Source organism: Dyadobacter pollutisoli (assembly GCF_026625565.1).
In the GTDB taxonomy this organism is placed as follows: domain Bacteria; phylum Bacteroidota; class Bacteroidia; order Cytophagales; family Spirosomataceae; genus Dyadobacter; species Dyadobacter pollutisoli.
Genome location: NZ_CP112998.1, coordinates 3468472 through 3489455 on the forward strand (window position 1 = coordinate 3468472; position 20984 = coordinate 3489455).

Consider the following 20984-nt stretch of genomic DNA (forward strand, 5'->3'; position numbering starts at 1 on the left):
CTCAATTCAGGAACATTTCATCGACCAGTAAAAGCGCATTTTTGCCTTTATTTCTGTGCCATTCAGGTATTTTGCTCAATGGTTTCGCCACTATTTTAATGTAGGAAACACTTTGCGGCTTGAATTTCCCTTCTACGGTTTTCAATGAAGGCTTGTCGCCTTTTGACGGAAGCGCTGCCTTGAATTTGGTGAGCAATTTTAAATTTCCTGCATTGTCACCACCCCAGATTTCAACGAGTTCAGGCGGAAAAATACCGGTATCTTCTTCCACCATATAATGTATTCCGAGCGAAGAAATGGTGACGGGTTTCTTGAATTCTGAAATAAAAGCCATGTCATTGTCCCTAACACCCGCCCAGTTATTGGCCCAGGCGGGATTGTTAGCGCCGATAACACCCAATTTATGATCGAAAAATGTCTTGGCACCTTCGGCCTGATGTACCCTGTTGAGCGGCGCGAGCAGGTTCACACTATCCGGGTTAAATGTGCTTTTGAAAAAGTCAAATGTGACCAGATCGCTTCCATACCAACCATTTTTATAGGCTTTTGCCTTAATGGTTTCACTTTTCGTTAATACAGTTTTATGATCAAACAATGGCGATTTAATGCTGTCAGGCTCTGTTCCGTCCATTGTAAAACGAATATCTACGCCTTTGATCGGGTGTTTCAGCTCCAATGCCAGTGACTGCCCGAAAATCGTAGAATTGTTCTTAACCTGCGGCGGGTTCAGTTTCAATGGATTTTTACCGTCATCTTTGAAACCACCAATGATCGCCAGGTTTCTGTTCGCTTTTTGTAATTGTACTACTTCCTCAGCCGACAGTTTTGTCTCCCAGACTGCGACTGTTTTCAGGCTTTTCAACGAAGGCAGCAAGCCTTTCAAATCATTGAAATTTAGCTTAGTACCCGATAAAGTCAGGTTTTGCAAGTGCTTTAATGATGCTAGTTCCTTCAAACCAGCTGCTGTGACATCCGTAAAGTTAAGATCCAGTTTATTCAGGTTTTCAAACTGTGTAATGCTTTTTATATCAGCATCTTTCACCGGCATTTTGTTCAGATTAATCGAAATAACCTGCTTTTTGATCTCACTCAGCTCGTCCAGCTGCTTTACACTATAAGCCGCACTGTTATAAATATTGACTGCTAGCGCCGGTGACTCGCGCGCCAGCGGTAAGATCGTACGGTAATCGCTATTCAATTCAGCTACTTTTTCATCGTCCACAGCAGGGAAATCGTATTCTTCCTCCTGGGTTGCCGGCTGCAAAAATGCAGAAGCGATAATTCGCAATGAGTCCGTAGCGGGCAAATCGGTCAGTTTTTTCTTAAAATCGGCTCTCCCTTTCACCCACAATGTCAGTATTGAAATTTCCTGCAACGTGAGTTGTGCCTTACCTGTCGGCGGCATGTGTTTTTTCACTTCAATGGGTAAATGAACACGCTGCAAAAGCAGGCTCATTTTAGGATTCCCGGGAACGAGCAATTTACCTGACTTCCCTCCTTTCATAATCGATTCCGGGTTCGTCAGGATCAGTTCGCCTTTCAATTTGTCAGGATTATGGCAGCTTGTACATTTCTGTTCAAAGATCGGCTGGATCACATTGGCATAAATAAGTGCCTGATCCAGCGGAACAGCCGTTATTTGCATGCCGGAAGAAATGGGTTCCCAGATGAAATTATTGCCATGGGTCAATGCGGCTCCATAATGTCCTGTTATCACCAGTGCAACAACGGTCAGTAAAGCCCCGGTTTTGGCCAGCGGCGCCTTGTACCAGTTTGTATTTCTGACCCAATAAATGATAGATGCAAAGAAGAAAATACCTGCACCTGTCCATTTGTGAAAAAGTAATGTATCCCCCGAATAACCCTCTTCTCTGGAAAGAAAAAGCCCCATAATAACCGTCACAGCCGCAAACAACGCTCCAATCAGCAACAGATTTTGAAGGAAATTCCTGTAAAAGAGATTCGTAGCATACTCCGGTTTAAAGCGAAAAAACTCCAAAAGCATTGCCAAAAGCAGGATCACGATCGGAAAATGCAGGATCAGCGGGTGCATTCGGCCGATGGTTTGCAGCCAGGCCGGAATGACCAGTTTGCTTTCGAAGAGCAGTAAAAACAAAATGAAGATATTAGAAACAACTAATAACTGTTCCGCAAAAACCCTGAATCTTAAATGCATTTAAACTTTACCCAAAAAATTGATCAATGAAAATAACTGCGAATATCAGCTGATAATGTCCCTGATGACTTTGCCCGAAACATCGGTGAGCCGGTACCTTCTGCCCAAATGCTTGAAAATGAGTTTTTCATGGTTCAGACCCAGCTGATGTAGGATCGTCGCCTGAAAATCATGAACGTGTACAGGGTCTTTGGCAATGTTATAACCCAGCTCGTCCGTTTCACCATACACGATCCCGGGTTTGATACCACCACCGGCCATCCATATCGTGAAACATCTCGGATGGTGATCGCGGCCGTAATTTTCAGCGGTGAGTTTGCCCTGCGTGTAGCTGGTACGGCCAAATTCTCCTCCCCAGATCACAAGCGTTTCGTCCAGTAATCCGCGTTGTTTCAAGTCGGTTACCAGGGCAGCCGATGCCTGGTCGACATCCATTGCCTGCTTGGTGATCTCAAATGGCAGGTTTCCGTGCTGATCCCAGCCCTGATGGTACAACTGCACGAACCTCACCCCGTTTTCGGAAAGCTTGCGGGCCAGCAGACAGTTGGCCGCGTACGTACCCGGTACGAGGCACTCAGGCCCGTATAGTTTAATGATATCGTCAGGCTCCTTCGACAAATCCATTACCTCGGGCACGGCGGTTTGCATCCGGTAGGCCATTTCGTACTGCTTGATCTTCGCGCTGATCTCTGGATCACCAAACTCCTGGTATGACAATTCATTGAGCTCAGAGAGGTTATCAAGCATTTCGCGTCGCTCGTGGCGGTCCATTCCTTCGGGATCACGGAGATAAAGCACAGGATCTTCTCCCTTACTGAACTGGACGCCCTGATGCACGGAATCCAGAAAACCATTGGACCATAATTTGGAATAAACACCCTGGCCATTACCCACACCGCGGGACAGTAAAACCGTAAAATTCGGCAGGTTTTTATTCTCATTACCAAGCCCATAGCTCAGCCACGAACCCATACTAGGACGGTTTCCCTGCTGTGATCCGGTTTGTAAAAATGTCAGGGCCGGGTCATGGTTGATCGCCTCCGTGTACATAGACCTGACAATGCACAGGTCGTCCACGATCTTGGACGTATAAGGTAATAGGTTACTCACCCACGCCTGCGATTGGCCATATTGTTTAAAATCTACAAAAGAACCTACCAGCGGGAATGAGGCCTGATTCGCCGTCATACCTGTAAGTCGCTGCGTACCACGTACGGACGGCGGTATCTCTTGTCCCAGCATCTCGCGTAGTTTTGGCTTATAATCAAACAGTTCCTGCTGGGAAGGTGCGCCATTTTGGAACAGATAAATGACCCTTTTGGCTTTCGGCGCAAAATGCGGGATACCCGGGGCCAGTCCTTCGTCCTCCAATCCTCCCCCTTTCAACAAGTCGGGCATCAGCAACGATCCCAACGCCACGCTCCCGATCCCCAGACTCATAGTGGACAAAAAGCGCCTTCTGTTGAAGTTAAATCCGTGTTCTAATATTTCCTTTTCCATAATTTATTGACATCGGCTTTCGGCAATCGGCCGTCGGCGTTTTATTTAAATTCTTTAAACTTTATAACATGAAATCATCACTACTCGAAAAACCGATTGCCGATGGCCGAAAGCCGACAGCCGTCAAGATTTCGTGATCGTCTCTTCCAGATTATATATAGTCGAAATGACGCGCATTAATGCTGCCTGCGCCTTTTTATCGATATTTTTTGTTAGCGGATACTCTCCTACCGTCACCATTTTATCGGCCGTTTGAGGCTTGATCGTTTTCAGCTCCTTGTCATAATAGGCGGTCAATACGTTCAGCTCCTTGTCGTTCGGCGTCCGGCACACGATCAGCCTGAACGCCTTGATGATTTTGTCCTTTGTAGCACTTTTTTCCTGCACGAGTTTAGAAGCCAGCACGCGGGACGCTTCGAGCACGGCGGGGTCATTCATCATGACCAGTGCCTGCAATGGCGTATTGGTTTTCAGCCTTTTAACCTCGCAAAGATCCCTGTTACTCGCATCGAAAATACTCATGGTTGGCGGTGGTACAGTCCGTTTGATCAGCGTATACATGCCGCGACGGTACAAATTCGCTCCGTGATCCTGATTGTAAACCGAAAGCAACCCCCTACCCGACGTTGCACCCTCCCACAACCCTGCAGGCTGATAAGGTTTTACACTTGGTCCGCCAATGGTTTTGTTTAGCAAGCCGCTGCTTGCCAATACGAGGTCTTTGATAAACTCTGCGTGAATGCGGTACCGTGGCCCGCGGGCGAGCAGGATATTATCGGGATCCACAGCTAGTTTTTCTTTGGTAACCACTGCCGATTGCCGGTAAGTAGCCGACGTAACCATTTGTTTTACAAGGCGTTTTACATCCCAGTTGTGTTCCATAAAATCGACAGCGAGCCAGTCAAGTAATGCGGGATGCGAAGGCAGTTCGCCCTGCATTCCAAAGTCACCCGAAGTTTTGACAATGCCTTTACCAAAGAATTCCTGCCAGAGAATGTTCACATATACCCTCGCAGTCAATGGGTTCTTTTTGTCAAAAAGCCATTTAGAGAGTCCTAGTCTGTTTTTAGGATAGTTTTTATCAAAAGGCAAAATAGAAGATGGGGTACCTGGCTCTACTTCATCGCCGGGCGCATCGTAAACGCCCCTTTTCAGAATGTGGGTTTTACGGAGGGTATCCAGGTCGCCCATCACGGAAACGATCAGCCGGTTGGTATCAGGCTTATTAATGAATGTCAGGATCTTCTTCACGTCATCATTACTGATCTCCATTAAAGGTTTCTTTGCATAAGTTTCGGGCCCACCAATCACCGATTCGATCCCTACCTCTTTTACATTGTTAAAAAAGGCAAACATCTGATAGTATTCCTTTTGCGAGAACGGATCGTATTTATGGTCATGGCAATGTGCGCATTCCAATGTCACACCGAGTAATCCCTTACCAAACAGATCATTACGATCTGTCACGTACATAATCCTGTATTCCTCCGGGATTACGCCACCTTCCTCGGTAATCTTATGGTTTCGGTTAAAACCCGTCGCCAATAGTTGTTCTTTGCTCGAATTCGGCAAAAGGTCGCCCGCTAGTTGCCAGGTCACGAAGTCATTATAATGCATGTTTTGATTGAATGCATGGATCACCCAATCGCGCCACGGCCACTGCGTCCGGTAACCATCGTCCTGATACCCATGCGAATCTGCATATCGAGCGAGATCAAGCCAGTGAATGGCCATTTTTTCACCATACGAAGGATTTTTCAGCAGTTTGTCGACCATTTTCTCATAAGCGTCCGGGCTTTGGTCAGCCAGAAACTCATCCATCATTTGTAAAGTAGGTGGCAGGCCATTGAGGTCAAGGCTCAGTCTTTTCAAAAGTCGCTCTTTATCAGCCTCTTCATTAGGGGCAAGACCTTTTTGTTCCTGTTTTTGAAGTACAAACCGATCGATTTCGTTTCGCGGCCAGTCTTCATGATCTACTTCCGGCAAGGCTGGTTTTTTGGGAGCTACAAACGCCCAGTGCTTTTCATATTTTGCACCTTGTTTGATCCATTTTTCAATGAGATCAATCTCGCGCTGGGACAGTTTCAGGTTAGACGCCGGGCGGCGGCATTCGCAGCGACGTATCCTGCGTGGTAATCCGCAGATATGCCTGCGAAAGATCGGGTTTGCCAGCTACCAGTGCGTGCGCTTTTGGATTTTCCTGCAATGCTTTAAAAGCACTTTCAGCAACGTCAAGGCGTAAACCAGCCTCACGTTTATTGGCATCCGGGCCGTGACAGGCCAGACATTTATCTGACAGGATAGGCCTGATATCAAAGTTATAACTAACCTCCTTAGGTAACTTCTCCTCCGCAGCCTGACCCGGTGTTTGGTTACAGGATTGAATAGAAAACGCAATTCCAGCTCCTATAACGGCTAAAAAAAAATCTTGTCTTGAAAATCATGTTGTGGGTTAGGAATATTAAATCTCACTTTTTCATTAATATAAATAATTAACTAAAAAAATGTACATTTATTGGGACAATAATCTCCATTTTGATACCGGCAACTATCCTGTTCTATACTGCTTTGTTTGTTAAATCCATCATTTATTTCTCTATGAAGCAAAGAGTAATTTTACCTATTCTACTGATAACTATCGTATTGGCGAGCTTTGCCCCGGCCAAAATCGGCCAATTTCAGAAGAGTGCAGATGTAGGAAAACCCAAGCTAGCGGGCTCCTCACGCTATGACGCCAAAAAAAAGGAATATGTACTGAAAGGATCGGGCTATAACATCTGGTTCGAACGCGATGAGTTCCAATTTCTCTTCCGCGAACTGACAGGCGACTTCACAGTAACCGGAGATTTTGAACTGACCGGAAAAGGAACAGACGCGCACCGGAAAGTGGGCTGGATGGTACGGGAATCGACAGAAGACAACGCTTCACATTTAAGCGCGGTAGTGCACGGAGACGGACTCACGGTGTTACAATGGCGGGTTGCCAAAGGCGACAAAATGCGTGACCCGGAAGACGAGATTTTTAGCAAAGAAAAAAATATCCGGACCGTTCAGGTCGGGCGTAAAGGAAATGAATATACCATGCGGGCAGGCGCCAAAGGCGCTCCATTGCAGGTAGTAGGGTCACATGAGATGGCTAATCTGAAAGAAAAAGTGCTCGTTGGGCTCTTCATTTGCTCCCATAACCCGGCGGTAGTAGAAGAAGCCAGGGTTAGCAATGTGACCATTGTCCAAAGCAAGAAGTAATTTTCTTTTTATCAGCGGCCGAAGTTGTCAGGAGCGGAGTCGAAGTGCATGCACTTCGACTCCGCTCCTGACAAGGTCAATATCATCAAACATGACCACTATTTCTTCGCTGCAACCCACGCATTAATCTTATCTTCCAGCAGTTTCAGCGGCACACAGCCTGATTCCAGTACGAGTTTGTGAAACTCCCGAATGTCAAACTTAGTGCCCAGGTCTTTCTCAGATTTCGCCCGCAGTTCCCTGATTTTTAATTGACCGATTTTATAGGACAATGCCTGTCCTGCTCCTGCCATATAGCGTTCTATTTCCGCGGTAATGCTTTCTTCCGATTCTACTTCGTGATCGAGCGAGTATTGGATCGCCTGTTCGCGCGTCCAGCCTTTGGAATGAAGGCCAGTATCTACCACCAGACGGATCGCACGGTGCATTTCGGCGCCAAGCATCCCAAAATATTGGTAAGGATCGGTGTACAGGCCAAGCTCTTTGCCTAGTGACTCAGAATAAAGCGCCCAGCCTTCACCATAGGCACTATACCAGATATTTTTCCTGAATGCAGGCAATGCCTGATTTTCTTGCTGCAACGAGAACTGGTAATGATGACCCGGAATCGCTTCATGCAAGAACAAACTTTCATCCGAAACCGTATTGTACTCTTTCGCATTCGGAACCGGCACATAAAAAATACCCGGGCGAGATCCATCAGGCAGCCCCGGATTGTACTCCGCCGACGCCGATGCTTCTCTGAATGCTTCCGTTCTGCGCACTTCGAAAGCCGTTTTTGGCGTCAGTTCAAACAGCTTTTTCAGGTTTGGCTTCATCGTATCGTGGATCTTATTGAAATTCGCGATCACCTGCTCAGCAGTGGTGAATGGCATTAATTTCTTGTTGCTCCGTACATCATTAAAAAACGATTTCAGGTCGCCTTTGTAGCCTACCTGCTCCTTCACCTTCTCCATTTCCTTTGAAATCCTTTCAACCTCGCTCAGGCCAAGTTTGTGGATTTCATCGGCTGTCATTTCTGTGGTGGTGTAAAACTTAATGTAGTAATCATAAAGCGCCTTTCCATTCGGCAGAGCATCAAAACCATTGGTACTCCGGCCAGCAGACAGATATTCCTTCGCCATAAATGTATGCAGCTTCTGAAAAGCAGGAATGATTTTAGATTCAACCATTGTGGCGTATTCTTTCTCAAATCGCGCTTTTTCTTCAGGAGTGAATTCTTTTGGAAAATTTTTGGCAGGAGAATAAAACAAATGCTCTTTAACCGGCCCGTGATCCATATCGGCGAGCTGCGGAATTACCTTTTTGATCAGCGACGTCGGCAGTACGTAGCCTTCCTTTATCCCCTTCTGCATATTCACCACCGCAGTGTCGCACCAAACGACAAAGCCATCGACGCGTTTCAACCAGTTTTCGTAGTCTTTCACCGTCTTAAAGGGCTGAACACTACTCCCGCTGGCCATTTGGCCGATCAGTAAATGCGTTGAAAAGATCTGGTTCAGCGGTAATAGTTCGGTTGGAAATTTCAACCCTTCCAGGTTCACGTTACATTCCCACTGCAATAGGTCCCAGCTTACTTTTTCCTCACCGGAAAGCTTCTCCCTATCATATTTTGCGAGTTCATCCTGGTATTTTTTATAAAATGCGATAGCCTTTGCCTTCCCTGCCTGGGAAAGGTCGTCTGACATCTTATCATTGTAACGGTTATCACCATTAAAAGTAGCTTCCAGCGGATAAAGCGGAAGCCGTTCTTCATAATAATTGGCAAAAACCTTGCTTATTGGCGCCTGGGCATCGTTTTCTTTTTCCGTCTTTTGTTGACAATATTGCATGGTAAGTCCTAGTATGAATGATAACAGAACGTATTTTCTCATATCATTTTTGGTTTGAGAAGAATGAAGGTTTGATTATAGATGTCTAAAACTAGCATATTTACCTGACAAGACTTTACTTGCAAAAAAGATTGCTTAGCAAATTACAGCCATGGGATTAAGAACATACATCAGGGATAACTTCATCGCCGACATTAAACCTTACAAACCGAAAAAGCTGCGTCAGCCGGAGAAAATGCTCGAAATTGTGTCGGCATGGAAAGGGCTGGAACTGATCATTGAGGACATAATTGAAGAATTTAGGCTGGGAAGAAAACGCTGCATTGAATTCGGAGTGGAATTCGGTTACTCAGCGGTGGTATTTTCCAATTTTTTTGAGTCGGTAACCGGCGTGGATACGTTCGAGGGCGATATTCACACAGTCAATAAAAACGAACATTTTGAAGAAACGAGCAAGCGGCTGGGTGCCTACACCAATATTAAGCTGATCAAATCCGACTACCGCGACTGGATCATTGCGGATAATCAAAGGTACGACCTGGCCCACGTCGACATTGTCCATAATTATAAAGAAACGTTTGAATGTGGCCTCTGGGCGGCGCAACACAGTGACTGCACGATTTTTCATGATACCGAAAGCTTTCCCGAAGTAAGGAATGCTGTGAAGGATATTGCGACAGCCACCGGACAGACATTGTACAATTACCCGGAGCATTACGGACTAGGTATTTTGGTTGACAAAAAATCAATTTTAAGAAGATAATGGGACAAAAAGTTTTGATCATAGGCAGTTCCAACACCGATATGGTTGTCAAAACGGAGGAGTTTCCCAAGCCCGGCCAAACGGTTTTGGGCGGGACTTTCTTGATGAATCCGGGAGGAAAAGGCGCCAATCAGGCCGTAGCAGCTGCAAGACTTGGGGCTGACGTTCGGTTTATTGCCAAAACCGGTAACGATATATTCGGCAAACAGGCCCGGGAAGGTTTTATAAAAGAAGGACTTGACATTCAATATTTTGTAGAGTCAACTGAACTGGCATCAGGCGTTGCCCTGATCACGGTGAATGGTAATGGCGAGAACGAAATCGTAGTGGCATCGGGAGCCAATATGGATTTAATGCCCGCAGATATCGCTGACGAAGTTTTTGAAGGTATTGAAATGGTTTTGCTGCAACTGGAAATCCCGCTGGAAACGGTCCGGTATGTGATCGGAAAATGTCGGGACGAGAACATTAAAGTCATTCTAAATCCTGCTCCCGGCGCGAAACTGCCCGACGATTTTCTGAACGGGCTGTTTTTAATCACGCCCAATGAAACAGAAACTGAGATCATGACAGGCATTGCGACTGATAGCACTGAAACGTTACGGAAAGCTGCCCAGTACTTTCATCAAAAAGGAGTTCAGAATGTGATCATTACGCTTGGTAGTCAGGGTGTTTTTCTTTCCAATGAGGCATTCAATGAATTAATACCGGCATTGTCGGTCAAATCAGTTGACACGACTGCCGCTGGCGATGTTTTTAATGGGGCTATCTTGAAAGCATTGGCTTCGGGGGAAAACTGGCTGGAAGCTTGCCGGTTTGCATGCAAAGCTGCGGCCATTTCCGTTACGAGAATGGGAGCTCAAAGTTCCGCGCCCTATCATTTTGAATTAATTTAAACACTTCATTATGAACAAAATACCCATCATTATAGATTGCGACCCAGGCCACGACGATGCGCTGATGCTCATGCTGGCATTTGGAAGCGGAATGTTCGACGTGAAAGCGGTGACGATATCGGCTGGTAACCAAACGCAGGAAAAGACGCTTGCGAATGCATTGAAAATCCTCACATTGATCGGTGCGAATGTACCTGTTTACCATGGGGCAGAAAAACCAATGTTCCGTGATCTGGAAATAGCGGACTACGTACACGGCGAAACCGGTCTGGACGGTCCTTCCCTACCTGCCTACACAACCAAAGCCGAGCCGATCACGGCGTCGGAAGGCATAGCGAACATTCTAATAAATGCGACGGAGAAGATCACGATCGTACCTACCGGACCATTGACCAATATTGCGGTTTTTTTGCTCGCTTATCCGCATTTGAAAGACAAAATTGAAAGGATTTCGCTCATGGGCGGCGGTGTTTTTCGTGGTAACATGACACCTTCCGCTGAATTCAATATCTATGCCGACCCGGAAGCTGCGGCCATTGTGTTCAGTTGCGGTCTGCCCATTACCATGTGCGGCCTCGATGTGACCCATAAGGCGCTAGTCTTTCAAAAGGACATTGACCTTTTCAGATCGCTGGGTAACAAATCAGGAAATGCAGCGGCTGATCTGATGGATTTTTTCTCCATTTATTACCGAAAAAATCGTCTTGAACTGGAAGGTGGCGCAGCCTTGCATGATCCGTGTGCGATTGCCTGGCTGATCAATCCCGGTATTTTCAAAACAAAACCCTGCTATGTGGAGGTTGAAACAAAAGGAGAACTGACCCGTGGCAAAACAGTGGTTGATTTTTACAATGTCCTTCACAAAGAACCCAATGTGCTGGTTGCTCTGGATATAGACCGGGAAGAATACATTAATATGATTTACAATGCGGTGAAAAATCTGCCTTAGTGCTTACAACAAAACAGAAATTTCTTCTTCCACTTCGCCCCGGCTGCCCTGGTGCCTTACCACGGCATTCCCGGCGTGCAGGATAACCAGACCGCCGATCGAACAAAATGCCATCATACCAACCATAGGCATGGCAGTGTTATTGTGCAACAAGCTCACGATCGCGGATATGATCGCACCTGCGCCCATCCGCCAGCTGCCCATCAATGCGGACGCACTACCTGTGTGTTTTTTGAATGGCGCGAGCGACAATGCGGAAGCATTGGGCCCTGTAAGTCCCTGTCCGGTAAGGAATACGAACATCATTCCGATCAATGAAAACAGCCCAAACCAGTTGTTATAAACGCCGAGGATTAATACAAACCCGACGATACTCTGATAAACCAGTGTCACTTTGATGATCTGCTCGCTGGTGTATTTTTTTAAAAGTACGTGATTCAACTGCGTAGAACCGATCATGGCTACCGCCAGAAATGCAAAGATCCATCCGTACTGCTGCTCACTTACTTTATAGATATTCATAAAAACATCCGACGAACCTGCTATATAGGCGAATGGTGCCGCGGTGGCTAATCCTCCTGCCAGTGTGTAAATCAAGAACTGAGGCTGGGTAATAACGGTCGCATAGCCATTCAATACGGCCTTCGGTCGCAGCGAAACCGAGTTATCAGCATCCCGTCCTGTTGGCAAGAAAAAGTAAATAGCGGCCAGAATCAAACTTACTATCCCCGCGAGAATGATAAAAATCCATTGCCACGCGATAGAAGCAGTCACGTAACCGCCCACTGTCGGTGCTATCATTGGAGAAACTGCGATAACCAATGTGATCAGCGAAAATACTTCTGCTCTCTTATCGGCTGCAAAAAGGTCGCTGACCAATGCCTGCGAAGCTACTAAACCTACACAGCCGCCCATTGCCTGAAAAAACCGCATGGTGATCAGTGCATCGACCGACGAAGTCATTGCACATCCAAAAGAAGCGATCACGTACAAAATCAATCCCGCATAGAGTGGCTTTTTCCTTCCGAACCTATCGAGTAATGGCCCGTATATGACCTGGCCCAGACAAATTCCGATCAGATAGCTGGTTAATGAAAGTTGTACTTTATCAATAGTGGTTTTTAAGTCCGCCGCGATGCGGGGAAACCCCGGAAGGTACATGTCAATAGAAAAAGGACTGACAGTAGCGAGGGAACCCAGAATAAGAATTATAAAGAAATATTGCTTGCGACTCATGTACTTATAGAAACATACTGCAAAGTTAACGGGTGTTTTGGAAGATTAAGTTCCTCTCTTTCAATAAGTACAATATTTTCATCAATGATGACAATTTCAAATAGGAGACCTACCAAAATCCTCCGTATTTTGTCTACGCAACCCTTCGTTCGGTTTCATTCGTATTTTGCATATCTTTAAGATACTGTCATAATCCATTCACTTCTAAATCCGTTTCAATGAGAACAATTTTTATATTGGTATCCATTTTTCTCTTCAAGATGTTCCCGCCTGAGACGGAACAGAAACAAAGCACGATCCCGGTTTGCTATACGCCTGCAAATGATATGTCGGCATTGGCAGCGAACACGGATTTTCAAATGCTGCACGAAGCGCCGGTTCCTTTTCATTACCAGGGAGCAGGAGAAACAGTCACTTTCCCAACTTCTGATGGTAAAACAGGCAGCGGCTTTTTGCTGAAATCTGCAAAGAAATCAGACAAATGGCTTTTTGTTTATCAGGAATGGTGGGGCCTGAATGATCATATCAAGCAGGAAGCGGCGAAGCTTCATAAAGATTTGGCCGATGTGAATGTGCTGGCACTCGACATGTATGACGGCAAAGTAGCCACCACCCGCGAAGAAGCTGGCAAGCTGGTGCAAGGCGCTTCCGCTGAGAGACTTGCCGCCATTACAAAAGGAGGTGTTCAATATGTGGGCAGCAATGCTAAAATTGCAAGTATTGGCTGGTGCTTCGGTGGAATGCTTTCATTACAGAATGCAATTGCCGGTGGCAAGCAGGTGGTAGGATGTGTGATGTATTACGGCCGTCCGGAAGGTGACGTGGAAAAGTTAAAAACATTGAATACCGATGTACTGGGCATTTTCGGCAGCCAGGATCAGGGAATTCCTCCTGCTACTGTCGCGAAGTTTCAGGAAGACATGAAGGCTGCAGGTAAAACGGTTACTGTCAAAATGTATGACGCCGTACACGGTTTTGCTAATCCCAGCAACCCCAAACACGACGCTGCGGCCACTGCTGACGCTTACAAACTTTCACTGGACTACCTTAAAAAGAAATTGGGCTGATATCAGTTGATTTTTAATGCAAACGTCCCGGCTGATTGTCAGCCGGGACGTTTGCATTTCCTGGGTCAGTGTTACTCGAATTATTTATTATCGACTTTTTCCTTTACGTCATCTTTGAGTTCTTTGGCTTCTTTCTTAGTCGCCTTATACGCTTTTTTCGTACCCTTTTTGGTGGCCTTATAAGCCTTTTCTGTGCCGTCAGCTACTTTTTCAGCACCTTCCTCGGTTTTTTCGCCAACGATTTTGGCATCTTTTTTAATCTCCTTCCCTGCTTTTTTCCCAGCTGCCTTGGTTTCCTCCGCAGCTTTCTCCGCTTTTGTCTGCTTTTCCTGCGCAAATGCCGCTGACGATAATCCTATCAAAGCAGCGAGTACCATTACTTTTTTCATAATTTATTGTTTTGTTGAAATAGACATCTGCCGACTGCCAAGTACCTGATCAGATACATTGCCACGTTCGGCAGTTTCCTACAACAAAAATCATTCCGGGGGAAAATCGGGTGTTAGCTTTGGACTTTTAGTTGTGTATTTCCAAAAAATCGGTCAAACCAAAAATACTGATAGTGCGGGATTCCTTACAGCAGAAACTTCATCCATCACATCCTCCTCTGTTATGGCTTCTGAATCAGGAAGAGACTTTGCCAGTTCCTGCCAGCGCTCCTTCCAGGAAGGCTTGGACTCCTTTACAGATATAAGTCCCAAATCAGCCAGGTCATCGATCAGACGCTTGGCTTTGGGGTTATTTATTTCAATCGTTAACGTTTCCATAGCCTAACTTTTAATCTAATATATCGTATAATTCTCTCAAAACAAAGCCTGGGTAATGTGTATCGGGGATAACAAAACAATGCCCGACCATTAAGACCGGGCATTATTTTATCAAATAAAAATACATTAACTAGCGGCTCTTCTTTTCCAATGGATAAGCAGCAACCACCTCCACAGATTTTTCAGCGACTTCGGCTTTTGAAACCGCAACTACCACTTTCTTACTTTCATCATTCACATTCAAACTACCAGTATGAGCGTTTTTAACCCCTATGTGCGGAGCGATAACCAGCGACACGATAGACATGAGTTTGATCAAAATATTCATCGAAGGCCCCGAGGTATCTTTGAAAGGATCTCCCACAGTATCACCAGTTACAGCGGCTTTATGCGGCTCTGATTTTTTGTAAAAAGTCTCTCCATTGATCACAGCCCCTTTTTCAAATGATTTTTTCGCATTGTCCCAGGCACCACCTGCGTTGTTTTGAAAAATACCCATTAAGACACCAGAAACCGTCACACCAGCCAATGTACCTCCCAGTACTTCCGGCCCGAACAGGAAACCAACCAGTACCGGAACGATCAATGCGATCAAACCAGGCGCTACCATTTCACGGATAGATGCCTGCGTTGAAATCGCGACGCATTTGTCGTACTCAGGTTTCGCGGTACCCTCCATAATTCCCGGTATTTCACGGAACTGACGGCGCACTTCTTCTACCATTTTCATGGCGGCACGTCCTACTGCGGCAATCGCAAGTGACGAGAAAATGAATGGTATCATTGCTCCTACAAACAAGCCTGCTAATACATTGGCTTTGTAAATATCAATGGAATTAATACCTGCCACACCACAGAAAGCCGCGAAAAGTGCCAGCGAAGTCAGTGCGGCTGACGCAATGGCAAATCCCTTTCCTGCGGCAGCTGTGGTATTTCCTACCGCGTCCAAAATATCCGTACGACCACGAACTTCTTCGGGCAAATGTGCCATTTCAGCGATACCACCCGCATTATCTGCGATTGGTCCAAATGCATCGATTGCCAATTGCATAGCAGTAGTAGCCATCATTCCTGCGGCCGCGATCGCTACTCCGTATAGTCCCGCGAATTCATAACTGATATAAATCCCGGCTGCCAAAACCAATGTTGGAATAACCGTCGATTCCATCCCTACAGAAAGCCCACCGATAATGTTAGTAGCGTGGCCGGTAGACGACTGGTTTACAATGGATTGAACCGGACGCTTGCCCATAGCAGTATAATATTCCGTAACCGTAGACATAATTGCACCAACGATTGAGCCAAGCAAAATCGCCCAGAATACATCTATTGAAGTAAAATCAACGCCTCGAATCGTAAGGGTTCCTTCGGGTAACATCCACATTGTCAATGGATAACTTGCGATCAGTACCAGCACGATAGAACCCCAGTTACCACGGTTCAATGCTCCCTGCACATTACCATTATCGTCACTTACACGCACCAGGAACATTCCTATAATAGATGCAATCAATCCCACGCCAGCGATCACCATCGGCAACAAAATCGGCGATATCCCTCCAAAATTATCGGTACCGCTCGAAATGATCTCCCTACCCAAAACCATGGTAGCGAGGATCGTAGCCACGTAAGAACCGAAAAGGTCGGCGCCCATACCGGCAACGTCACCCACGTTATCGCCCACGTTATCTGCAATCGTCGCAGGGTTACGCGGATCATCTTCCGGAATCCCCGCCTCTACTTTTCCTACAAGATCCGCTCCTACATCAGCAGCTTTGGTGTAAATACCTCCGCCCACACGTGCGAAAAGCGCAATGGATTCAGCTCCCAGTGAAAATCCTGCCAGTACTTCCAGCACTTTCTCCATTCCAAGACCGTTCACATCCGTACTATCTCCCACAAAAGCTGAATAAAGAACGATAAACAAGCCGCCCAACCCGATTACAGCCAGACTAGCTACTCCTATACCCATCACAGAACCCCCTGTGAAGGAAACTTCCAAAGCTTTTGTAAGACTTGTCCGAGCAGCCTGAGTGGTACGCACGTTGGATTTGGTCGCAATATTCATCCCGATATAACCGGCGAAGGCAGAAACGAACGCTCCGATCAGGAATGATACACCAATGAAGACACTGGAATTTTCGACCAGCGTACCCGAGTAACCTAGCAAAATACTAACAATAATACCAAAGACTATGAGTACACGCCATTCGGCTTTCAGGAAGGCAAGAGCGCCATCGGCGATGGCATCCGCGATTTCTTTCATATCGGGACTCCCGGCATCCTGCCGGACAACCCAGCCTCTTTTGAAGAACATAACCAGCAAGCCGATAAGGCCTAATGCCGGCACTAAATAGGTAATGTTACTCATGCGCTGAACAAAATTTGGTTAAAGGTTTTATAATTCTCGTAAATATAGAGAATGGCACCTCATAACAAAATCGCAAAAGGCTTATTTTTGAGTAATTCGTATAGATTTTATAAAAATTTGGAGACATTTTTTACAACCGAACCCCTAATGTCTCATTAACAGTCTGGTTGTCATTGAATAACTGAAACATTACGCCCAACAAGCGGCAAAGCCTCTTTTATAACAATGCAACGATGAAATTGATATAATTCAAGACCTTAGAAAAAATGCGAAGCTGATCAGGCGCCTTTTTTAGATGGGCGAAAAAGCGCCAGCGGTAAGTAGGTCACCACGAAACCGACAGCACCTGCGAGGAGCGCAAGCAAGGTCCCTCCTAAAAGATACTGTACAATATTGACATGAATGGATTCCAGGTTCAGGTCTTCAAATGAAGTCAGCTGCACACCGTTTTTGTAAAATAGTCCGCCGAATTGATAGCTGCCAAAAATAATGAATGGAATGAACGGCGGGATACTAATGTTGGCTGCGGTCAGAAACAACACTTTGTTCATCCTGAAATAGATCGAAAGCGGGATGCCTACCAGCAGTTGAAAGCCCCAGATCGGGAGTATTCCCATAAAAAAGCCGAAACCAACGGATCTCGCCTTACTCAAATTAGACTCGTCGGGTTTAATGGCCTCTTCCTTAATGATCTTCCAAAGGCCTTTTTTGTAAATCGCAGTCAGCAATCTCTTGGGCAAATAATAAAGCAATGTAAGTATCACCAGCCAGGTATTGAGAATGCTGATGCGCGTAAAGTCACGGAAAGGCCGGAAATGCGTAACCCGCTCATTCATATCATAAATCACCCTGATATGAATCGGTATTACGGGCACATCCTTCCAGGCAAGCTTGACGATGACTTCTATTTCGGTTTCAAACTTGGAGGTGAACAGTCTGGTTTTTTTTAGCGGTTCGAGCGGGTACAGCCGGAAACCGGTTTGTGTGTCGGGCAGTGTAAGTCCGGTTTCAAACTTGAACCAGAAATTGGAAAATTTATTACCGAAAGAGCTTTTACCAGGAACACCTTCCTGCCGCATATTCCGCGAGCCCATCAGCAACGCGCCGGGGTTTAGGGAAGCTGCCTCAATGAAAACCGGAATGTCCCCAGGCAAATGCTGCCCATCGGAATCGATAGAAATGGCATTGTCGTAACCGAGCCTGATCGCTTCCTTGAAACCTTTTCTGAGGGAGTATCCTTTGCCAGAGTTTTTCGCATTGGTCAGCATACGAATCTTGCCACCGTAGGAATGCAAAATTGCTCCTGTTTCGTCCGTCGACCCGTCGTTGATGACGATGATATCCTGCCCGTTCGAATGTTCGAGTACTCCATCGATCACTCTTCGGAGGGTATGCTGATTGTTGTAAGTCGGGATAAGAATGCAGCAACGGATATCAGAAAGGGTCATTTTCAATGTATTTTTACTGATAAGTTGCCTGCGCTTTAAAAAATGTAGTCCCTTCAAATACGCCGGAAGCTGTTACCTCGATCACTTCCTGGATTTTATATTTAATGTTCAGCCTGATGACGGGAGTTACATTTGGATTAAGTACTTCCAGAAATTTGCAGGTCCTGACCGATTTTAGCTGTAATTCTTTTTGCAAATGCTGCTCTAAAACCGTTTTTACCATTTGCAGCTGGATCACGCCAGGCGTCACGGGAGTTCCTGGAAAATGCCCTTCAAATAGATGATGTTCCGCGTTGATCCTGACTTCGGAAGCAATGGTATCGGCTGTCGAATCTATGCCAATAATTGTAAAAATGTCGTTCTGGGGCATTCCTTTAAGAAATATAGCTATAAATTCCGGAACAGGTTTTCGTCGATCTGATGGTTGAATTTTTCATTCTGGAACTTCATGATGCTTTTGTCACCATTCTTTTCAAAAAATGACAACTCCTTCAAACGCAGAGAATCCCGGGAGAAAACCATTGAAATTTTGGAATAAATATTCTTCAACCGACGGTTAACCGGCGTCAGCACCACCATATATTGATCATTACTTTCCAGACAAGCGATTGAAAAAGCCTTGTTCTGCTGAAAATCGCCATTCACCAGGCCAATCATCAGTTCCTTGATCTGTGCCGCCATCCTGCCCGCCTGGCCTACATTCTTTTCCTTCCCAGCTTCCTGAATTCGGAGCTTATCACCATTGATCAAAATGATGTATTTCAAAGGTGTTTTTTGCTCCCATCGCATTTTGTCATTCTTCTGATAAAAAAAAAGTCCCGTCGAATGCTCCGGCTCTTTCAGTACGGACAGATATTTCTCCTCCGAAAACGAAGCCTGGATGGATGTGGTCGCTTGTGAAGTTTTGCGCAACTCTGCCAGGATTTTTTCGGTATCGCCAGCCGGTTTGAATGACTGAGCGGGCAAAATGTGCCCTGTCAATGCCGTGCAGAGCGCTAACAGTAATCTATATTTTATCATAGGGTTCTTTCTGAATTAATCGGGAAAGCGGTTCTATTTTAACCCCTTTTTGAAGACAATGTTCGATGACGTCTTCCAACGAATCCGCAGTAACGCGCAGGTTATCATGCAAGAGAACGATGTCCCGCGACTTTAATTTTGAAATGATTTTGTTGATGATCTGGTACTTATTCTTCGCTTTGGTATCGAAGCTTCGTAGTGACCAGCCAATGCAATCCAGTTGCAGCTCTTTCAGCACCGTGGCATATCTGGGATTGGTTACCCCGAATGGTGGGCGAAAAAAGCGCGGCGGCTTTCCAATAGCCTCGGTGATAATACCATTACAGCGCACAATGTCCTTTCTTAATTTCTCAGTTGAAAAAAACGCGATCAGGTAATGATGGCTGTAAGAATGGTTACCAACAATATGCCCCTCCTCGTCAATCTGCCTTAGCAATTCGGGATATTTCTCAGCTTTTTTACCAATCACAAAGAAGGTAGCCTTGACATTTTTCTGCTTCAATGTCTCCAAAATTGCAGGAGTCGTGTCGGGGTCCGGACCGTCATCAAATGTAAGCGCAATGGATTTCCGCTGACCTTTATTGATCGATTTTAGAAAGTAATTTGCCTGTATTTTGAATGATCCGTAAGAAGTCGCAGCCAGGTATGCGATGAAAATTACCGCTAAAACTGCCCATACAAATCCTGTTTCCCAAAATATGATTCCACACAGGGCAAAGGCAGTAATGGCAGCAAATGTGGTAATGTTATGCTTCAACGGACTGGACGAGTATTAGACCTAAGTTTCTTTTTATCAATGAATTACAAATCAGAATATTCTTCAATGATTTGTTCTGACCCATCAGATCTGCGGCATAATGCAGCGCAAATGCAGAAGCCGTCGGATAAATCCCTGAAAGCTGCAAATAATCAATGCATTTACCTAGCCCGAATGGCAGTGATTTCAAAAACGCGTCATCATTCAAACCATCAGAGGTGCCCGAGTACAAAATAAGATCCAGATCTGACGCCTGTAATCCATTATCAGTCAAAAATGAATCTATCTTTTCCGGCACGTTTTGCACAAAACCAGTAGTAGCGCAGTCTTTGACGACAGCCAATGCATTGCTCGCTTTCTCTTTCGATAAAACAAAAAATGACGCCCCCGAGGTCAGTAATGTTTCAGGTTTTATACTTAATTGACCAGAAATTTCAGTCAGAATTTCAATGTATTCGTCTGCTGCGCCAACCAGAATATGCTTTTCACCTTCATTCAACAGCAACATGGCGTCCTGCAATGCATTTTCAAACGAAAGCGTATTCTGGGTATGGGTCATGTTATAGCCATGATTCCCGATACTCAGCGAAATCTGTCCGGCCATCGTATTGTGGGTCGACTGGATAAAGGCAGTTGGCGGCAGCAGCCCTTCAATGGTAATGGAATTGTTCAGAAACTTTTCGGTGTCCTGCAAACATCCGAGGCCCGTCCCTACCACAATGGCGTCCGGCTGATCAATACCCGCCTGTTCAATGCAATCTTTGGAGCAAGCCACAGACATACGAAGGATTTTGCTCATCCTGCGCAAGAGTCCGGCCTCGATAAATCCCTTATAATCCGGGCTGATCAATGCCGATGATTCATTTAAACGTTCAATCAAAGCAGAAAAACCTGCATTTTTGAATGTAGGCTGGTGTGAGATCGAGGATGCGGCGGAAATGTAAAACAACTAGGTA

At 45.7% G+C, this 20984-nt stretch carries 17 protein-coding genes and 1 pseudogene; 5 read left to right on the forward strand and 13 right to left on the reverse strand.

Annotated elements, in window-relative coordinates:
* Window position 1: 1 nt before the first annotated feature.
* The 3 genes and pseudogenes from ON006_RS14100 to ON006_RS14110 form a co-directional block, all read right to left on the reverse strand.
* Window positions 2-2116 (reverse strand): c-type cytochrome domain-containing protein, encoded by a 2115-nt coding sequence (locus ON006_RS14100; RefSeq protein WP_310590194.1) that lies wholly within the window; start codon window positions 2114-2116, stop codon window positions 2-4.
* A 105-nt stretch (window positions 2117-2221) separates the two neighbouring features.
* Window positions 2222-3676 (reverse strand): DUF1501 domain-containing protein, encoded by a 1455-nt coding sequence (locus tag ON006_RS14105; RefSeq protein WP_244820434.1) that lies wholly within the window; start codon window positions 3674-3676, stop codon window positions 2222-2224.
* A gap of 123 nt (window positions 3677-3799) precedes the next feature.
* Window positions 3800-6062 (reverse strand): annotated as a pseudogene (locus ON006_RS14110) (PSD1 and planctomycete cytochrome C domain-containing protein).
* Between the two features lie 212 nt (window positions 6063-6274).
* On the opposite strand from ON006_RS14110, the gene ON006_RS14115 reads away from it, so the two are divergent.
* A complete protein-coding gene (locus ON006_RS14115) occupies window positions 6275-6922 on the forward strand; it encodes a hypothetical protein (protein WP_244820436.1) in 648 nt (215 codons plus the stop codon).
* Window positions 6923-7020: 98 nt separating this feature from the next.
* On the opposite strand, the gene ON006_RS14120 is transcribed toward ON006_RS14115, so the two are convergent.
* On the reverse strand, window positions 7021-8796 hold the full coding sequence (locus ON006_RS14120) for a DUF885 domain-containing protein (protein ID WP_244820437.1): 1776 nt from the start codon (window positions 8794-8796) through the stop codon (window positions 7021-7023).
* 109 nt (window positions 8797-8905) lie between these two features.
* On the opposite strand from ON006_RS14120, the gene ON006_RS14125 reads away from it, so the two are divergent.
* Genes ON006_RS14125 through ON006_RS14135 form a run of 3 tightly spaced genes read left to right on the forward strand, consistent with a single transcriptional unit; the run spans window position 8906 to window position 11362 of the window.
* Window positions 8906-9517 carry a class I SAM-dependent methyltransferase gene (locus ON006_RS14125; protein ID WP_244820438.1) on the forward strand — a complete coding sequence of 204 codons (612 nt, stop codon included), beginning with the start codon at window positions 8906-8908 and terminating at the stop codon, window positions 9515-9517.
* Complete coding sequence (rbsK, locus tag ON006_RS14130) at window positions 9517-10413, forward strand: ribokinase (RefSeq protein WP_244820439.1); 897 nt, start codon at window positions 9517-9519, stop codon at window positions 10411-10413. Before ON006_RS14125 ends, rbsK begins: the two co-directional genes overlap by 1 nt.
* A gap of 10 nt (window positions 10414-10423) precedes the next feature.
* Window positions 10424-11362: a nucleoside hydrolase gene (locus ON006_RS14135; RefSeq protein ID WP_244820440.1), complete on the forward strand. Its 939-nt coding sequence runs from the start codon at window positions 10424-10426 to the stop codon at window positions 11360-11362.
* Between the two features lie 3 nt (window positions 11363-11365).
* Here the strand turns inward: ON006_RS14135 and ON006_RS14140 are convergent, their stop codons facing one another.
* Complete coding sequence (locus ON006_RS14140; protein ID WP_244820441.1) at window positions 11366-12598, reverse strand: multidrug effflux MFS transporter; 1233 nt, start codon at window positions 12596-12598, stop codon at window positions 11366-11368.
* 218 nt (window positions 12599-12816) lie between these two features.
* Here ON006_RS14140 and ON006_RS14145 point away from each other — a divergent pair, with 218 nt between their 5' ends.
* A complete protein-coding gene (locus ON006_RS14145) occupies window positions 12817-13665 on the forward strand; it encodes a dienelactone hydrolase family protein (RefSeq protein WP_244820442.1) in 849 nt (282 codons plus the stop codon).
* 80 nt (window positions 13666-13745) lie between these two features.
* Here the strand turns inward: ON006_RS14145 and ON006_RS14150 are convergent, their stop codons facing one another.
* From ON006_RS14150 to ON006_RS14185, 8 genes are all read right to left on the reverse strand, one after another.
* Window positions 13746-14054 carry a hypothetical protein gene (locus ON006_RS14150; protein WP_244820443.1) on the reverse strand — a complete coding sequence of 103 codons (309 nt, stop codon included), beginning with the start codon at window positions 14052-14054 and terminating at the stop codon, window positions 13746-13748.
* Between the two features lie 153 nt (window positions 14055-14207).
* Window positions 14208-14432, reverse strand: coding sequence for a hypothetical protein (locus tag ON006_RS14155; RefSeq protein WP_244820444.1), 225 nt, complete (start codon window positions 14430-14432; stop codon window positions 14208-14210).
* A 130-nt stretch (window positions 14433-14562) separates the two neighbouring features.
* Entirely contained in the window at window positions 14563-16803 is a 2241-nt protein-coding gene (locus ON006_RS14160) for a sodium-translocating pyrophosphatase (RefSeq protein WP_244820445.1), read from the reverse strand.
* 278 nt (window positions 16804-17081) lie between these two features.
* The gene (locus ON006_RS14165) at window positions 17082-18251 is read right to left on the reverse strand and encodes a DUF2062 domain-containing protein (RefSeq protein ID WP_244820446.1); all 1170 of its coding nucleotides are present in this window, start codon (window positions 18249-18251) and stop codon (window positions 17082-17084) included.
* A 13-nt stretch (window positions 18252-18264) separates the two neighbouring features.
* The gene (locus tag ON006_RS14170; RefSeq protein WP_244820447.1) at window positions 18265-18621 is read right to left on the reverse strand and encodes an ApeI family dehydratase; all 357 of its coding nucleotides are present in this window, start codon (window positions 18619-18621) and stop codon (window positions 18265-18267) included.
* Window positions 18622-18638: 17 nt separating this feature from the next.
* Window positions 18639-19271, reverse strand: coding sequence for a flexirubin biosynthesis/transport protein LolA2 (gene lolA2, locus ON006_RS14175; RefSeq protein WP_244820448.1), 633 nt, complete (start codon window positions 19269-19271; stop codon window positions 18639-18641).
* Entirely contained in the window at window positions 19258-20028 is a 771-nt protein-coding gene (locus ON006_RS14180; RefSeq protein WP_244820449.1) for a polysaccharide deacetylase family protein, read from the reverse strand. Before ON006_RS14180 ends, lolA2 begins: the two co-directional genes overlap by 14 nt.
* On the reverse strand, window positions 20018-20977 hold the full coding sequence (locus ON006_RS14185) for a beta-ketoacyl synthase chain length factor (protein WP_244820450.1): 960 nt from the start codon (window positions 20975-20977) through the stop codon (window positions 20018-20020). The genes ON006_RS14180 and ON006_RS14185 overlap by 11 nt, the downstream gene beginning before the upstream one ends.
* Window positions 20978-20984 lie beyond the last annotated feature (7 nt).

Coding starts and splice junctions, on each gene's coding strand:
- ON006_RS14135 (WP_244820440.1), top strand. CDS start 10,424: ATGAACAAAATACCCATCATTATAGATTGCGACCCAGGCCACGACGAT.
- ON006_RS14115 (WP_244820436.1), top strand. CDS start 6,275: ATGAAGCAAAGAGTAATTTTACCTATTCTACTGATAACTATCGTATTG.
- ON006_RS14145 (WP_244820442.1), top strand. CDS start 12,817: ATGAGAACAATTTTTATATTGGTATCCATTTTTCTCTTCAAGATGTTC.
- rbsK (WP_244820439.1), top strand. CDS start 9,517: ATGGGACAAAAAGTTTTGATCATAGGCAGTTCCAACACCGATATGGTT.
- ON006_RS14140 (WP_244820441.1), bottom strand. CDS start 12,598: ATGAGTCGCAAGCAATATTTCTTTATAATTCTTATTCTGGGTTCCCTC.
- ON006_RS14125 (WP_244820438.1), top strand. CDS start 8,906: ATGGGATTAAGAACATACATCAGGGATAACTTCATCGCCGACATTAAA.
- ON006_RS14165 (WP_244820446.1), bottom strand. CDS start 18,251: ATGACCCTTTCTGATATCCGTTGCTGCATTCTTATCCCGACTTACAAC.
- ON006_RS14120 (WP_244820437.1), bottom strand. CDS start 8,796: ATGAGAAAATACGTTCTGTTATCATTCATACTAGGACTTACCATGCAA.
- ON006_RS14160 (WP_244820445.1), bottom strand. CDS start 16,803: ATGAGTAACATTACCTATTTAGTGCCGGCATTAGGCCTTATCGGCTTG.
- ON006_RS14155 (WP_244820444.1), bottom strand. CDS start 14,432: ATGGAAACGTTAACGATTGAAATAAATAACCCCAAAGCCAAGCGTCTG.
- ON006_RS14170 (WP_244820447.1), bottom strand. CDS start 18,621: ATGCCCCAGAACGACATTTTTACAATTATTGGCATAGATTCGACAGCC.
- lolA2 (WP_244820448.1), bottom strand. CDS start 19,271: ATGATAAAATATAGATTACTGTTAGCGCTCTGCACGGCATTGACAGGG.
- ON006_RS14105 (WP_244820434.1), bottom strand. CDS start 3,676: ATGGAAAAGGAAATATTAGAACACGGATTTAACTTCAACAGAAGGCGC.
- ON006_RS14150 (WP_244820443.1), bottom strand. CDS start 14,054: ATGAAAAAAGTAATGGTACTCGCTGCTTTGATAGGATTATCGTCAGCG.